The 15,713-nt window shown below is 67.2% G+C and carries 12 protein-coding genes; 7 read left to right on the top strand and 5 right to left on the bottom strand.

What is annotated here, in order from left to right:
- Nucleotide 1 precedes the first annotated feature (1 nt).
- The 5 genes from FHS74_RS06825 to tyrS all read right to left on the bottom strand — a co-directional run bounded on the left by FHS74_RS06825 (nt 2) and on the right by tyrS (nt 8,921).
- Nucleotides 2-2,224, bottom strand: coding sequence for a TonB-dependent receptor (locus FHS74_RS06825; protein WP_184798793.1), 2,223 nt, complete (start codon nt 2,222-2,224; stop codon nt 2-4).
- A 400-nt stretch (nt 2,225-2,624) separates the two neighbouring features.
- Complete coding sequence (locus tag FHS74_RS06820; protein WP_184798791.1) at nt 2,625-4,826, bottom strand: TonB-dependent siderophore receptor; 2,202 nt, start codon at nt 4,824-4,826, stop codon at nt 2,625-2,627.
- 331 nt (nt 4,827-5,157) lie between these two features.
- A complete protein-coding gene (locus FHS74_RS06815; protein WP_246462950.1) occupies nt 5,158-6,654 on the bottom strand; it encodes a S10 family peptidase in 1,497 nt (498 codons plus the stop codon).
- Nucleotides 6,655-6,776: 122 nt separating this feature from the next.
- Nucleotides 6,777-7,592, bottom strand: a complete 816-nt coding sequence (locus FHS74_RS06810; RefSeq protein ID WP_184798789.1) for a hypothetical protein — start codon at nt 7,590-7,592, stop codon at nt 6,777-6,779.
- Between the two features lie 84 nt (nt 7,593-7,676).
- On the bottom strand, nt 7,677-8,921 hold the full coding sequence (tyrS, locus tag FHS74_RS06805) for a tyrosine--tRNA ligase (protein WP_184798787.1): 1,245 nt from the start codon (nt 8,919-8,921) through the stop codon (nt 7,677-7,679).
- A gap of 385 nt (nt 8,922-9,306) precedes the next feature.
- Between tyrS and FHS74_RS06800 the strand changes: the two genes are divergently transcribed.
- The 7 genes from FHS74_RS06800 to FHS74_RS06770 are packed head-to-tail and all read left to right on the top strand — an operon-like array spanning nt 9,307 to nt 15,703.
- Nucleotides 9,307-10,275, top strand: a complete 969-nt coding sequence (locus FHS74_RS06800) for a sulfonate ABC transporter substrate-binding protein (RefSeq protein WP_184798785.1) — start codon at nt 9,307-9,309, stop codon at nt 10,273-10,275.
- Entirely contained in the window at nt 10,272-11,486 is a 1,215-nt protein-coding gene (ssuD, locus tag FHS74_RS06795; protein WP_184798783.1) for an FMNH2-dependent alkanesulfonate monooxygenase, read from the top strand. The genes FHS74_RS06800 and ssuD overlap by 4 nt, the downstream gene beginning before the upstream one ends.
- Nucleotides 11,483-12,274, top strand: a complete 792-nt coding sequence (gene ssuC, locus FHS74_RS06790; protein WP_184798781.1) for an aliphatic sulfonate ABC transporter permease SsuC — start codon at nt 11,483-11,485, stop codon at nt 12,272-12,274. The genes ssuD and ssuC overlap by 4 nt, the downstream gene beginning before the upstream one ends.
- Nucleotides 12,271-13,041 carry an ATP-binding cassette domain-containing protein gene (locus FHS74_RS06785; protein ID WP_246462949.1) on the top strand — a complete coding sequence of 257 codons (771 nt, stop codon included), beginning with the start codon at nt 12,271-12,273 and terminating at the stop codon, nt 13,039-13,041. Before ssuC ends, FHS74_RS06785 begins: the two co-directional genes overlap by 4 nt.
- A 23-nt stretch (nt 13,042-13,064) precedes the next feature.
- Complete coding sequence (locus FHS74_RS06780; RefSeq protein ID WP_184798779.1) at nt 13,065-14,045, top strand: aliphatic sulfonate ABC transporter substrate-binding protein; 981 nt, start codon at nt 13,065-13,067, stop codon at nt 14,043-14,045.
- Between the two features lie 4 nt (nt 14,046-14,049).
- Nucleotides 14,050-14,904: an ABC transporter permease gene (locus FHS74_RS06775; protein ID WP_184798777.1), complete on the top strand. Its 855-nt coding sequence runs from the start codon at nt 14,050-14,052 to the stop codon at nt 14,902-14,904.
- Between the two features lie 16 nt (nt 14,905-14,920).
- Nucleotides 14,921-15,703 carry an ABC transporter ATP-binding protein gene (locus FHS74_RS06770; protein WP_184798775.1) on the top strand — a complete coding sequence of 261 codons (783 nt, stop codon included), beginning with the start codon at nt 14,921-14,923 and terminating at the stop codon, nt 15,701-15,703.
- The last annotated feature ends 10 nt before the right edge of the window (nt 15,704-15,713 follow it).

The raw sequence follows: 15,713 nt of genomic DNA, 5'->3' as shown, positions 1-15,713 counted from the left end.
CTTAGAAGTCCTTGCTGATCGTGACGCCGAAGGTCCGCGGCTGGATGATGGCCGCGGAATACGTGCCCGTGCGGGTGATGGTATCCAGCGGGCCACCCGAGATGAAGGCGATCTCGCTGCCCAGGTTCTTGCCATAGACCGACAGGTTCCAATCGTCGTGGGTCACGCCAGCCCGCACGTCCACCGTGGCATAGGACGGCATGAAGAAGCGCTGGCCCGTGGACTTGGTGGGGAACACGCTGTAGCGGTCGCCCATATAGGACACGGTGCCGCCGACGAAGCCGGTGAAGCCGTCCATGATGCGGAACTTCTGGTCGGCCGACAGGCTGCCGCTGAATTTGGCGGAGTACGGCAAGCGCTGGCCCTTCAGGCCATAGAGGCCGGAGGTCTTGATGTTCTCGGTCAGCGTCGCGTCGGTGTACCCCAGGTTGGCCACCACGCTCAGGCCTTCGGACGGCGTCAGGGTCAGGGTCAGCTCCGCGCCCCGCGACCGGGCGGTACCGCCGTTCTGGATGTAGGAGAAGCCGGTGGGTGACGCCGCCTGCAGCTGGATATCGTCCCATTCGATGTCGAACAGGGCGGCGTCCACCGTCAGCAGGCGGTCGACCAGAACCCCCTTGAAGCCCACCTCATAATTGGTGGTGGTATCGGAGTTGTAGGCGGCGGGCTCACCCGGCGCGTCGTTCGGGCCGCCGGGACGATATCCCGTGGAGACGCGGCCGTAGACCATCATGTTCGGGCTGATGTGATACTGCGGCCCGAGCGAGTAGGTGAACACGCTGGTGTTGGAATGCAGGTCGCTGTAGCTGGTATCGCCCTGCAACACGCCGCCAACCTCGCTGGCGTTCTCCTGGAACTGGCGGCTGTAGCGGCCACCAAAGGTGAAGTCCAGCTTATCGTCGAAGTGATAGGTGGCAGAACCGAAGCCGGCATATTCGCGGTAATGCGACGGGCCGAACACGGTGTAAAGGTCGGGAAAGCCGACGTTCTGGCCATTGGACTTATCGGCTACGTAGACGTTCTGGCGATTCAGATTGTCTTCATTGGTGGCGAAGCCGCCGACCATCCAGTCGATCATGCCACCCGGCTGGGATTCCAGGCGGACTTCCTGGCTGATCTTGTTCGTCTGGTAGTAGTTGTAGATGCCGGTCCCCAGGCTCGGCAACGCCGAGGACGGGAAGAAAAACCCCAGGTAGCGGCCGAAGGTACCGGTGGTGTCCTGCGGGCCGTTGAAGACCGTGTGGCTGTAGGAGGTCACGGCCACCAGATTGGCGAAGCCCAGGTCCGCCTTCAGGTTGCCGTTGTAGATGCCCATGTCAAGATAGCCGGTGTTGAGACCGGCGATGGGCGCCTGGGTGTAGTCGCCGTACAGGGTCTGGCGGTTGACCGTCACATATTCATTGGAGGAACCACCGGCCGTCATGTGCTGGTAGGTCGCCGACGCCTGATAGCTGACGCTGGGCGTGATCTGCCACAGCAGGGTGGCGCGACCGCCCTCGGTGCGGTTGACGTTGATTTCCGTCTGGCCGCTGTTGACGTTGGTCATGTAGCCTGGGTCCATGCGGGCGAAGGCGCTGACCCGCAGCCCCAGCTTGTCCTCGACCAGGGGCACGTTGATGTAGGCCCGGCCGCCGCCGCCCTCGCCGCCATGCGCGACGGTGGAACCGCTGACGGCCACCTGGCCGAAGGTCTCCGTCAGGCTGGGCGCCGCCGTCACATAGCGGATCAGGCCGCCCATGGAGCTGGCGCCGTACAGGCTGCCCTGAGGGCCGCGCAGCACTTCGATCTGCTGCAGGCTGGAGGGGTCGATTTCCGGCACGACCGCGTCACCCAAGCCGGAGCTGGTGGCCGAACCGATGGGAACGTCATCGATGGTCAGGCCCACGGTGGGGTTGTTACCGCCGCCGGTGGTGATGCCGCGGATGGCGATGGTGGTGCGGCCGTTGCCGCTGGACGTCACGTTCAGGCCCGGGACCTGGGCATAGAAGTCACGCAGCTGGGTGCTGTTGGTCTGCAGCAGCGACTGGGTGTTGACCACGGCGATGGATGCCGGCACGTCCATCAGACGCTCGGACTTCTTTTGCGCCGTGACGACGATTTCCTGCAGATCGTCCAGGCCATCGTCGGCGGCGGCGCCATCAGCCAGGCCCGGCTGCGACCAGAAAGAGAAAGTTGCAAGAATAGTCGAGGCGAGCAACGCCCGGATACCAATCGTGCCCTTCATATTACGACCCCCTGTTCTTATGAGCGCCCACCGCCACCACCAACCCTTGTAGGGTTTTGTTATTCGGCGAGACCAAAAAAGATAATTTATGATATCTTCAGTGGCAGGCTTTTCTTTGCAAATTGCGCCCCGGGGAACGGCTTGGGAGAAAATTTTATCCCCCCTGGGTGCGCTGCGGAAATTTTCTGCCATACGGCGTCGGCCACGGGGGTAGCGATGGGCGTTCACAGGGGGCGGCGCGCAACTCTGGTGCGGGGGGACGGCTGAAAGCCGGTATTCCTATGCGGCCATTGGACCAATCGCGGTTAAGATATTCCCCGCCCTGCCCGCGTCGCCGTTCCCGGGAACAGGGGCACGGCTTGATGAGGGGCACGGCGGCGGTCGCCGCCGCGCCGCCCCGTCACAGCTTGGCCTGCAGGGTCACCAGCACGGATCGGGGCTCACCATAGATGTTGCCGGACTGCGGCGTGCCGATGCGCTGATAGTAGGTGCGGTCGAACAGGTTCTTCACATTGGCGGCGACACTGACCTTCTCGGTCACGTCGAAGCCGACGCGGGCGTCGAACACGGCGTAACCGCCCTGGGTCAGCACCGCATTGCCCAGCGTGGGGAAGGTGTTGGACATGGCCGACTGCACCGTGGCGCCGCCGCCGATGGTCCAGCGCTTGTCCAGGCTTTCCGGCAGGCGGTAGTTGGTCCACAGCTTCAAGGAATGCTTGGGCGCGATGGCGCTGAAGGCGCTGCTGTCGGTCTCGCTGTTGTCCAGGTTTTCCGCGAAGGTGTAGGCGTAGCCGGCGGAAACGGTCCAGCCGGGCAGCACCTCGCCGGCCAGGTCCAGTTCCAGGCCCTGGCTCCGCGCCTTGCCCTGGGCCAGGTAGAAGGACTCGTTGGGATAGCGCGCGTCGGCCTGGGCGCGGTTTTCCTCGTCCACATGGAACAAGGCCAGGCCGCCATGCAGTCGGCCATTGAGGAAATCCACCTTGGTACCGACCTCGTACTGCAATCCCTGCAAGGGCTTCAGCACCTTGCCGCTGGCGTCGGTGTAGTCTTGGGGCTGAAACACCTGGGTGACGCTGGTGTACAGCGCCACCGCCGGATCAAGCTCGTAGACGAGGCCGGCGTTGGGCGTGACCTTGCCATTGATGGAGGCCGTGCTGCGCGCCGTGTTGGCGGGGATCGCGGTGCTGACCGCCGTGTCCCACCAGGTGGCGCGCGCGCCGGCGATCAGGCGCAACGGGTCCAGCAGACGCAACCGCACCGCCCCATAGGTGCTGTAGGTCTGGGTCAGGGTGGTGTTGTCGCGCTGCCAGGCGGCCCACACCGGCTCCGCCGCCGTCGCCAAGGGGGCGTTGACATTGACGGTGGCGGACCAGATGTCGCCGTTGGCGTCATAGCCGTTGGCCGACCGGGCGCGGAACTCCGTCCGCTCATAGCTGGCGCCAACCACCGCCTCATGCACCTGGCCGAACAGGGTGAAGGGGCCGGAGGCGGAAATGTCGGTCCCGGCCTGCGACTGGTCGTAGCGCACCTTCTGGGCGTACAGGGTGGTAGTGTTCTGGCCCGCGTATACCGGCGCGTAGGCATAGGCCATGACCCGGTCCATCACGTTGTCCAGGTACTGCGTGCCCAGATTGACGTGCCAGCCGTTACCGAAGCGATGCTCCACATTGGCGAAGGCGCCGGTGGTGGTGAACTGATCCTCGTTCCACTTCTCCCCCAAAGAGGTGGAGCGCGGCACGTCAAGCAGGCTCAGCACATACTTGCCGCCCACGACATTGACCCGGCCGGGCAGGTTCCAGGCGCCCGTGTAGTCGTTCTCCTGCCGGTAGACGCCCACGGTGGCGGTGGTGTCGGGCGTCAGGTCGGCGCCCACCGTGCCATAGCCCAGCAGGCGCTTCTGGTGCGTCCAGTCCTGGAAGGTGTCCCGTTCCTGGAAGGTGCCGACCAGGCGACCGCGGACCGTGCCGCTGTCATTCAGGGGACCGGTGAAATCCCCTTCCAGGCGATAGTCGTCCCACGACCCGACGGTCAGGTTGGCGTAGCCCGCCGTGGTGCTGAGCGGCACCTTGCGCACCAGGTTGATGGCGCCGCCCGGGCCGCCGAAGCCGGACAGCAGGCCGGCGGGGCCCTTCAGCACCTCGACCTTGTCGAAGACCACCAGGTCGGGCGGCGCGAAGATGCGGTCATCCATGGTGGTGGGGATGCCGTCGAACTGCAGGTTGGTGATCTCGAACCCGCGCGAATAGAAATTCACGCGGTTGCCGTCGATAGGCTCCACGATCACGCCCGGGGTCTGGCGCAGCGCGTCATCCAGGGTGACCAGCTTCTGCTCCTGCAACTGCTCCGCCCCCAGGACGGACAGCGACTGCGGCAGTTCGTGCGGCGTCATGGGCAGCTTGGCGGTGACGGTCCTGTCCTTCTCCCGGTCCGCCGTCACGATCACCGTAGTGGTGGCATCGTCGCTGTCCGACCCGATCCCGTCAGGTGCCGCCCTGTCGGACGCCGCCGCCGGAACGGCCAGGGCGGGCAACACGCCCCAGAACGCGGCCGTTCCCATGAGATAGGCGCCGCACCACCGCGCCGGACTTCCAATCTTCTTCACTGCTTCTTCCCCCAATATGCGCAAGCCCTCCGGCAGGCCCACAAACGCAAATGAGTATCACTCGCGTTTTATAGGCATGCCGGGACCCCAGTGTCCCCTCCCGCCCACACCTGGCATAGCCGGTGTGGGGGGATTGCTCCCCCATGTGGGTAAGGGCGCCAGAGTTCGCGAAAAGCGTTAGTTCAGTCAATGATAATCATTCGCATATCCGGTCCGCGATAGGGGCCGGATCAACCACCTGCCCCACTCGTGTGGGCCGTCGCGCTGAATCGATAACGCCCGCAAGCACGGCGCTTGCGGGCGTTATCGCGAATACCGTCAGGCGGGGATATCAGGGCACGTGCTGGACGAAGGCGCGAATATCGTCGCCGAACTTCCGGGCGGCGCTCTCCACCGAATAGGCCATGTGCCCGCCCTCATAGAAGGCCAAATGCACGCGCCCTTCCGGCCACCCTCCCTGGCGGGCCAACAACTCCGCCGCCCCCACCGTGGTCTGGGTATCGTAATAGCCGTTGCCGATCAGCAGCTGAAGCTTGGGACTGGCCTTCATCGCCTTCAGCAAGCGGTCACTGTACGCCCAGTTGGAAAAGGGCGACGCGAAGCCCCATCCCCAATCGTCCAGGCCGTCCACCTCCGCCATTTCCACATAGGGCTCCGTCCACTCGACCTTCAGATCCTGGCGGAGATAGTCCCTGAACAGGCGGGAGAACGGCCCCATGACGACGCTGAACGGGTCGGGGGCGATGCCCTTGTCGGTCATGGGGGCCGTGTAGCGGCCGTCGGCGCGCCCCAGCAGCAAACCCTGGTCCTTCAGCAATTCGCCCCGGTACTGCTCCTTGGATATGCGCAGGCCGTGTTCGCGGTAGTAGGCGGCGGGGATGCCCGTCAGGTCCGCCAGGCGCTGGGCCACGCGGTCACGATCGGCCGCCGGCAACTCGCTGCCCTGGTACAGGGCGGGCATGTAGTCGCTCTGGGCATAGCGTCGCGCCTCCTCCACGAAGGCCTCCAGCGACAGGCCGTGGCGGTCCACCTTCTGGTGATACCAGCCCAACGCCGCCAGGGTGGGCAGCGACACCACGTAGCTCATGATGTTCTGCGGCCGCTGGACATATTCGATGATGTTGACCGCCTGCCCCATCAGAGCCACGCCGTCCAGCGGGATGGGCTTGGGCAGTTCGGCCAGTTGGCCCGCCACCTCCGCCGCGCGCATGGTGCCGTAGCTTTCACCCAGCAAATAGACGGGGGAACCCAGGCGGTGATGCTGCGCCAGCCAGGCGGCGATGAAGGCGGTGACCTGTTGGCCGTCCGCCTTCACGGAGAAATAGCTCTTGGGATCGACGCCGGGCAGCGCGTGGCTGAAGCCGGTGGAGGCCGGATCGATGAACACCAGGTCGGTGGCGTCCAGCGGCGAATAGGGATTGTCGGCCAGCGTGTAGGTCGCGGGGTCGGCCTTCAGGTCGTCCGGCACGGCGACGCGCTTCGGCCCCATGACGCCCAGGTGCAGCCAGAGGGAAGCGGTGATGGGCCCGCCGTTGAAGACGAACATCACCGGCCGCTTGGCCGGGTCCTTCATGCCATCGGCGGTGTAGGCGAAGCTGACGAGGTGGGCGCCCGGCTTGCCGGCGGCGTCGGCAACGTCGATGCCCTCGACCGTCGCGGTGTAGGCTAGTTTGTGACCGTTCAGAATGGTGGTATGGCGCGTGACCACCGGCGCCTCGGCCGCCGCCGCATTGGCCGCCGCCGCATTGGTAAGAGCCGGCGTCGCCGTGGCCAGCATCAGCGCGGCCACCAGGCCCCCCAGTTTCCGCCCAACTCGAATCCCGGTCATTTTAGTCCCCCTGCCGCAGGCCCTCTGTTATCGGGGATAATGATATCGCGCGTGGCCGGAATGTTTTTGCGTTGTACCGCCAGAACCTCCCGCGTCGGCAAATTTTATGCGGCAACAGCGGATCAGGGGGTGGGCTTCGCCGTGGCCACCCCGCCGTGGCGCGCGGCATAGTCCTGCATGGCTTGCTGATATTCCGTGGATTTCCGCAGGGCGGGCAGATAGCGGATTTTCTTTTTCTGCTTCAGGGTGAAGGTCTCCTCCGTCAGGCTGCCGCCGGCATCACAGAACTTCTGGCAATTGCCGTTGGGGTCGCTGAACCCCACCTCGTCCCCAACCAGCGACACGGTCAGCAGGCACTGGTTCCGATGGTCGGGGTCCTGAAAGACGAAACTACCGATCTTCTTGTATTCCGCGATGCCGGCGATGGCGCAGCTGCGTCCATGGGAAGACGGCAAGCTCATGCGCAGATAGGCTGCCGCATCCGCCACGGCCACCAATTCGAACACGTCGTCGGCGTCTTGGCCTTTGGCGCTACGCTTATAGACGCCGGTCATGCGGGCCAGCAGAGCCTTGGCGTCGGCCGTGTTGCCATCAGGCGCGTAAGCCGATGCCCGCTTGGCCGATTCCGCATGTACCGCCTTGATCTTGACCCGGTATTCCCGCTCCAGGCACGCACGGGCGTCCAAGGTGGCATCGCATTGCTGGAACAGGGCCCGGTCCATCGTCCAATCACGCCCGAGGCGGACATAGGGCACGTCACGCACCCCCTCCAGCAGGCTGTGCAAGCCCGGATCGACGCATAGCGCCTGCACCGACGCCGAGGACGGATCCTGGCAGTCGCCCGCGGTAAGACCGGGTACTGGCGACGTCTCGGCCGCATAGGCGGACGTCGCCCCGATCAACGTCGCCAGGATGATGATGATCGCCCGCTTGCCCATGATGCCCCCGCCTGCATTCCCCGCCTGAACTGTGCCCAAGGGCAACGGTGGGCGCAAGGGATCGCCTTGACGCCCACCGCCCTCTCAGGTGCTATGCACCTGCAGGTGGCGCTTGCGGCCCACGGACAGGCGGACCGGTCCGGACAGCCGGGCGTCCGGGGACGTCACCACCTCGCCGTCCACCCGCACGCCGCCACCGGCGATGAGCCGCCTTGCCTTCCCTTTCGAGGTCGCCAGCCCGCCGCGCACCAGCAGGTCGACGATCGCGGCGCCGTCCCGCGTCTCATCATCCGTCAGCGCCACCTCGGGCAGTCCCTCGGCCACCGTGCCGGCGAAGGCCTGGCGGGCGGTGGCGCCGGCGGCCTGCGCCGCATCGGATCCATGGGCCAGTGTGGTGGCGGCGTCGGCCAGCGCCTGCTTGGCCTGGTTGATCTCCGCGCCCGCCAAGGCTTCCAGCGCGGCGATGCGCTCCAGGGGCAGGTCGGTGAACAGGCGCAGGAAGCGGCCGACGTCCGCATCCTCGGTATTGCGCCAGAACTGCCAGTAGTCGTAGGGCGACAGCCGGTCGGCGTTCAGCCAGACCGCGCCACCGGCGGTCTTGCCCATCTTGGTGCCGGACGCGGTGGTCAGCAGCGGCGTGGTCAGGCCGAACACTTCCCGCCCCTCGATCCGGCGCACCAGGTCGATGCCGTTGACGATATTGCCCCACTGGTCCGACCCGCCCATCTGCGCCAGGCAGCCGGCGCGACGGTGCAGTTCCAGGAAGTCGAAAGCCTGGAGGATCATGTAGTTGAATTCCAGGAAGCTCATCGGGTCCTGCCGCTCCAGCCGCGCCTTCACGCTGTCGAAGGACAGCATGCGGTTGACGGAGAAGTGGCGGCCGATGTCGCGCAGCAGGTCGATATAGCCCAGGCGGTCCAGCCAATCGGCATTGTTGACCAGGAGCGCGTCGATGGGTCCGGACCCGAAGGTCAGGAAGCGTTCGAACACCCGGCGGATGCCCTGGATGTTGGCGGCGATCTGATCGTCGCTCAGCAACGGCCGCTCGGTGGCGCGAAAACTGGGATCGCCCACCCGCGTGGTGCCGCCACCGATCAGCACGATGGGCTTGTGCCCCAAGCGCTGCAGACGGCGCAGGGTCATGATGGGCAGCAGGTGGCCGACATGCAGGCTGTCGGCCGTGGCGTCGAACCCGATGTAGACCGGCACCACCCCCGCCACGAAAGCAGCGTCGAGGCCATCGAGATTGGTGCACTGGTGCAGGTAGCCGCGCGCCTGCAGGGTCCGCAGGGCGTCGGAACGCGGCTGATGTCGGGGAAGGCTATCCATAAGATCGGTCTCCAGGAGTGGGACCGCCACCAAGGAGACCGCTTCTATATGAAAACGACTGCCGCCCTGGCGGCGGCATCGTTTCAACATGGTCGAACAACGCCGCTCCTATGAGGAGGGCGCGTAATATTTGCGGCAGAGGGGAAGCGTCGTGACCATGGCGCCATCCTTCCTCGCGCCGGCGCTTCTGTCAACAGGCTGCCGGACCTTCCATGAGCGTGCTTAAATTTCACATTGAATTATCGTTATAATAACGCATTGACACTGTGATTGACGGTAATTTAGCATCGGCTCTAAGCGAAAAATCACATAGCGTCGCCGATATTTTCCACAAACACGGCGTAAATAGCCGGCGTGTCGGCCGGGCGACCTGCGGGAGACAGTGATGGGTAAAGCCTTTTCCGCCCTTTGCCGCCTGGCCTTGGCCACGGCCCTCATCCTCGGTGTCGGGGCGGGTGCCGCCCGCGCGGCGGAGAAGCCGGTGCGCATCGGCTATCAGAAATACGGCACGCTGCTGCTGCTGAAAGAAAGCGGCAAGCTGGACGAACAGTTGAAAGCGCAGGGTATCGCCGTGGAATGGCGGGAGTTCCCTGGCGGCCCGCAGTTGCTGGAGGCGCTGAACGTCGGCGCCCTGGACTTCGGCATCACCGGTGAGGCGCCGCCCATCTTCGCCCAGGCGGCCGGCGCCCCCATCGTCTATGTCGGCGTGGAACCGCCGGCGCCCAAGGGGGAGGCCATCCTGGTGCCCAAGGACAGCCCGCTGAAGAGCGTGGCGGATCTGAAGGGCAAGAAGGTGGCGCTGAACAAGGGCTCCAACGTCCATTACCTGCTGGTGAAGGCGCTTGAGGAAGCGGGCCTCGGCTATGGGGACATCCAACCCACATACCTGGCCCCGGCCGACGCCCGTGCCGCGTTCGAGCAGGGCAGCGTCGACGCCTGGGTCATCTGGGACCCCTACTACGCCGCCGCGGCCGCCGCCACCCAGGCCCGCGTTCTGGTGGACGGCGTGCGCGCCGACGGCAGCAACCTGGTGGCCAACCACCAGTTCTACCTGGCCGAACGCGGCTTCAACGAGACGCGGCCGCAGGTGGTGCAGACCATCCTGGCGGCGCTGAAGGATATCGACGCGGCCTCACGCGGCGATCAGAAGGCCGTGGCCCAGCGCCTCAGCCCGCAGGTCGGCATCCCCGCCCCCGTGCTGGAAACGGCGCTGGCCCGTATGGGCTACGGCGTCCAGCCCATCACGCCCGAGGTGATCGCGGCCCAGCAGAAGATCGCAGACACCTTCCACCAGCTGGGCCTGATCCCCAAGCACATCACTGTTTCCGACGCCCTGCCCGGATCGAAATCATGAGCCAGAATATCTCCCTCGCCCCTGAACCCGTGACCGAAGCCAACGTCTTCTGGTTCATCCCCACCCATGGCGACGGCCGCTACCTGGGCACGACCCACGGCGCCCGCGCCGTCAGCTTCGATTACCTGAAGCAGATCGCGCAGGCGGCGGACAGCCTGGGCTACTACGGCGTGCTGCTGCCCACCGGGCGCAGCTGCGAGGACAGCTGGGTCATCGCCTCGGCCCTGGCGCCGCTGACGGAACGGCTGCGCTATCTGGTGGCCATCCGGCCGGGCCTACAATCGCCCACCGTGTCGGCCCGCATGGCGGCGACGCTGGACCGGGTATCCAACGGCCGGCTGCTGATCAACATCGTCACGGGCGGCGACCCGGTGGAGAACGCCGGCGACGGCATCTTCCTGTCGCATGCCGAGCGCTATGAGGTGACGCGGGAGTTCCTGTCGGTCTGGACCCGCCTGGTGGCGGGCGAGACCGTGCATTACGAGGGCAAGCACATCCGCATCGAGGATGGACGCCTGTTCTTCCCCTCGCAGCAGCGGCCTTATCCGCCGCTGTACTTCGGCGGCTCCTCGCCCGACGCCATCGACGTGGCGGCGGAGACGGTGGACAAGTATCTGACCTGGGGTGAGCCGCCGGCCCAGGTGGCGGAGAAGGTGGCGGCGGTGCGCGCCGCCGCGGCCGCCAAGGGCCGCAAGGTGACCTTCGGCATCCGCCTGCACGTCATCGTGCGCGAGACCAACGAGGCCGCCTGGGCCGCCGCCGACCAGCTGATCCAGTACGTGGACGACGCCACCATCGCCCAGGCGCAGAAGACCTTCGCCCGCATGGACAGCGTGGGCCAGGCCCGCATGCAGGCGCTGCACGGCGGCCGGCGCGACAAGCTGGAGGTCAGCCCCAACCTGTGGGCCGGCGTCGGGCTGGTGCGCGGCGGTGCTGGCACCGCCCTGGTGGGCGATCCCGAGACGGTGGCCCAGCGCATGAAGGAATACATGGCGGTGGGTATCGACAGCTTCATCCTGTCGGGCTACCCGCATTTGGAAGAGGCCTACCGCTTCGCCGAACTGGTCTTCCCCCGCCTGCCGCTGGCGGCGGGCACCGGCCGGGATAAGGGCGAGGCCACCAACCACGGCCCCTTCGGTGAGCGCATCGCCAACACCCTGCCGCCCGCCGCCAAGGATACCGAGACCTTGCGTCAGGCGTCGGCGTCATGAGTAAGGGGACGGGCGCCCTGCGCCGGGGCGTCGTGCCCTGGCTGCTGCCCCTGGCCCTGTTGCTGGGGTGGGAGGTGGCGGCCAAGGCCGGCTGGCTGTCGGCTCGGGTGCTGCCGGCGCCCAGCGACATCGCTGTCGCCTTCTGGGCGGCGCTGAAAGACGGCAGCCTGCCCCACCATGTGGGCATCAGCGCGGAGCGCGCGGTGCTGGGCCTGGTCATTGGCGGCGGCCTGGGCTTCGCGTTGGGCCTGATCAACGGCGCCCTGCCCATCGCCGAAGACATCCTGGACAGCACCTTGCAGATGCTGCGCAACGTGCCGCACCTGGCCATCATCCCCATGGTCATCCTGTGGTTCGGCATCGGGGAGCAGGCCAAGGTCTTCCTGGTGGCCGTGGGCGTGCTATTCCCCATGTACCTCAACACCTTCCACGGCATCCGCTCGGTCGACCGCGGGCTGGTGGAGATGGGGCGGGTCTACGGCCTGAACCCCGTGGCGCTGTATCTGCGCGTCATCCTGCCCGGCGCCCTGCCCGCCATCCTGGTTGGGCTGCGCTACGCCCTGGGCATCATGTGGCTGACCCTGATCGTGGCGGAGACCATCTCCGCCTCCTCCGGCATCGGCTACATGACCATGAACGCGCGGGAATTCCTGCAAACCGACATGGTGCTGCTGGGCATCATCGTCTATGCCCTGCTGGGCAAGCTGGCCGACATCGCCTCGCGCTGGCTGGAACGGCGGGCGCTGGACTGGAACCCGGCCTATCGCACCGGGCTGGAGGCGGCATGATGGTGCCCTTGCGCGCGGTGGAAACCCCTGACATTCCGGATGAGCCGCCAATGGCCGGCAAGGGGCTGGAACTCGCCTTCGACGGAATCACCAAGTCTTTCGGCGACGCTGCCGTGCTGAAGGGCCTGGACCTCACCATCCCGGCCGGCCAGTTCGTGGCGGTGGTCGGCCGCTCCGGTGGCGGCAAGACCACGCTGATGCGCCTGATCGCCGGGCTGGACAGCCCCACCACCGGCGCCATCCGCATTGCCGGCACCGCCCGCCGGGGCCTGCAACCGGACGTGCGCCTGCTCTTCCAGGACGCCCGCCTGCTGCCCTGGCAGCGGGTGCTGAGCAATGTCGGCATCGCCCGCGGCCCCGGCTGGAAGGAGCGGGCCCGCGCCCTGCTGGCGGAGGTCGGCCTGGCAGACCGCGCCGGCGACTGGCCCTATGTCCTCTCCGGCGGGCAGAAGCAGCGGGTGGCCCTGGCCCGCGCCCTGGTGACGGAGCCGGGCATCCTGTTGCTGGACGAACCCTTCGGCGCGCTGGACGCCCTGACGCGGGTGGACATGCACCGCCTGCTGACCAAGGTTTGGCGCCAGCACGGCTTCACCGCCGTTCTCATCACCCACGATGTGGCGGAGGCCGTGGCGCTGGCCGATCGGGTGCTGGTGCTGCGCGAGGGGCGCGTCGCCGCCGACATAGCCATCGACATTCCCCGCGGCACCCGCGCCGCCGGCAATCCGCGCCTGGCGGAGTTGGAGCGCCGCGTCCTCGCCGCCGTCTGACGCGAACAAGAAGGAAGAAGAAAATGCCCGCCCCCTACAGCCCATCCCGACGCGCCCTGCTGACCGGGGCCCTGGCTGTCGCGGCCGCCCCCCTGCTGCGCGGGCGGCCCGCCCTGGCCAAGACCACGGAACTGCGCCTGGACTTCGCCACCTACAGCCCGGTCAGCCTGTTGCTGAAAGACAAGGGGTGGCTGGAGGAGGATCTGAAGGCCGACGGCGTCACCGTGCGCTGGGTGCAGTCGCTGGGGTCCAACAAGGCGCTGGAGTTCCTGAACGCCGGCAGCCTGGATTTCGGGTCCACCGCCAGCGCCGCCGCCTTGCTGGGCCGCATCGGCGGCAACCCCATCCGCTCCGTCTATGTCTATTCCAAGCCGGAGTGGACGGCCCTGGTGGTGCCGGGGGACAGCCCGGCCAAGACCATCGCCGACCTGAAGGGCAAGCGCATCGCCGTCACCCGGGGCACCGATCCCCATATTTTCCTGGTGCGCGCGCTGGCCAGCGCCGGTCTGACCCAGGACGATGTGAAGCTGGTGCTGCTGCAGCACCCGGACGGCAAGCAGGCCCTGCTGCGCGGTGACGTCGACGCCTGGGCCGGCCTGGACCCGCTGATGGCGGGGGCGGAAATTGAAAACAGCGCCCGCCTGCTGTACCGCAACCCGGCCTTCAACAGCTGGGGCGCGCTGAACGTGCGGGAGGAGTTCGCGGCCGAGAACCCCGTGCTGGTGCAGAAGGTGCTGGCGGCGTACGAGAAGGCCCGCACCTTCGCCCAGGCGCATGCCGACGCCTTGGCCGCGTCGCTTGTGGCGCAGACCAAGCTGGCCGACGCCGTGGTAGCCAAGCAGCTGCAACGCACGGACCTGAGCCAGGGCCACCTGCGCCCCGCGCAGGCCGACAGTGTTGTCGCCTCGGGCCTAGCCATGCAGCAAGTCGGCCTGATCGAGGTGGGCGTGGACGTGCGCAAGGTGGCGGCGGAGCTGGTCGACAGCCGCTTCGCCGTGGGCTGACGCCATGACGGCGGAGGCCACGGCGGCGGGACCGGAGACGGGCGTTCTGGCCATCGCCGCGGCCGGCCCCCGCTTGCCCGGCGCGTGGCGGGTGGATTGGCGCCCGGTGGCCTTGGGCCTGGCCCTGCCGCTGCTGGCGGCCTTGGTGTGGGAGGCCCTGGTCCAGGCGGGTTTCGCCAGCGGCCGGCTGCTGCCGCCGCCCAGCCGCATCGCCGTCACCCTGTGGAAACTGGCGCGTTCGGGCGAGTTGTGGCCCCATGTTGGCGCCACGGCGGCGCGGGTCGGGGCCGGCTTCGCGCTGGGCGGGGCGACCGGCATCCTGTCGGGCGTGGCCGCCAGCTATTTCCCCATCTTCCGCCGGCTGGTGGATCCGACGCTGCAGGGCTTGCGCGCCATCCCATCGCTGGCCTGGGTGCCGCTGTTTCTGCTGTGGCTGGGCATTTTCGAAACGTCCAAAATCGCGCTGATCGCCGTGGGCGTCTTCTTCCCCGTCTATCTGGGGGTCATGGCTGCGGTGCTGGGCGTGGACCGCAAGATGGTGGAGGTGGGCCGCATCTATCGTCTATCGGGCCTGGACCTGGCGCGGCGTATCCTGTTGCCCGCCATCCTGCCATCGCTGGTGGTGGCCCTGCGCACCGGCCTGGGTTTGGGGTGGATGTTCGTGGTGGCGGCTGAATACATGGGCGCGTCGGAGGGCATCGGCTATCTGCTGGTCGACGGCCAACAATTGGGCAAGCCTGACCAGATCATCGCCGCCATCCTGGTCTTCGCCTTGCTGGGCAAGGCGGCGGACGCCATGATCGTCCGCGTCGCCGCCCCCGCCCTGCGCTGGCAGGACGCCTACCAGGGGGGCCGTTGATGCCAGGGGGTCGCTTATGAGCGTGGCGCTGGAAATCGCAGGCCTGGCCAAGACCTACCCCAACGGCCTGCGGGCGTTGGGCGGCATCGACCTGACCGTGCCGGCGGGCGAGATCCTCGCCATCGTCGGCGGCTCCGGCTGCGGCAAGAGCACCCTGCTGCGGCTGATCGCCGGGCTGGAGACGCCCAGCGCCGGTGGCGTGCGCGTGGGCGGCGACCTGGTGGCGGGCCCCCACCCGGCGGTGGGCCTGGTGTTCCAGGAACCCCGGCTGCTGCCCTGGCTGAGCGTCGCCGACAATGTGGGGTTCGGCTTGGCGTCCCTTCCGGCCGGTGAACGGGCGACCCGCGTGGCCCTGGCGCTGGAGCGGGTGGGGCTATCAGTCTATGCCCAGGCCTGGCCGCGCGAACTGTCGGGCGGCCAGGCGCAGCGTGCCGCCCTGGCCCGGGCGCTGGTCACCCGGCCCCAGGTGCTGCTGCTGGATGAGCCGTTCTCCGCCCTGGACGCCCTGACCCGTACCGCCTTGCAGGATCATCTGCTGGAGTTGTGGGCCTTCGACCGCCCCACCCTGGTGCTGGTGACGCACGACATCGAGGAGGCGCTGGTGCTGGCGGACCGGGTGGTCACGCTACGCCCCCGGCCTGGCCGGGTGGACGACATCCAGGCGGTGGCGATGTCACGCCCACGCGACCGCGACGCCCATAATTTCGAAGTTCACAAACGGCGGCTACGTGCCGCCTTGAACCAATCGCTGGCCCCTGACACTCTGGCCCCCGATAGCCTGACCGCCGCCGCCCTGTAACCGGTATCAC

This window comes from Nitrospirillum iridis (assembly GCF_014205765.1).
GTDB lineage: Bacteria > Pseudomonadota > Alphaproteobacteria > Azospirillales > Azospirillaceae > Nitrospirillum > Nitrospirillum iridis.
The sequence above is the reverse complement of the archived record's forward strand: the minus strand, read 5'-3'. Positions and strand labels throughout refer to the sequence as shown.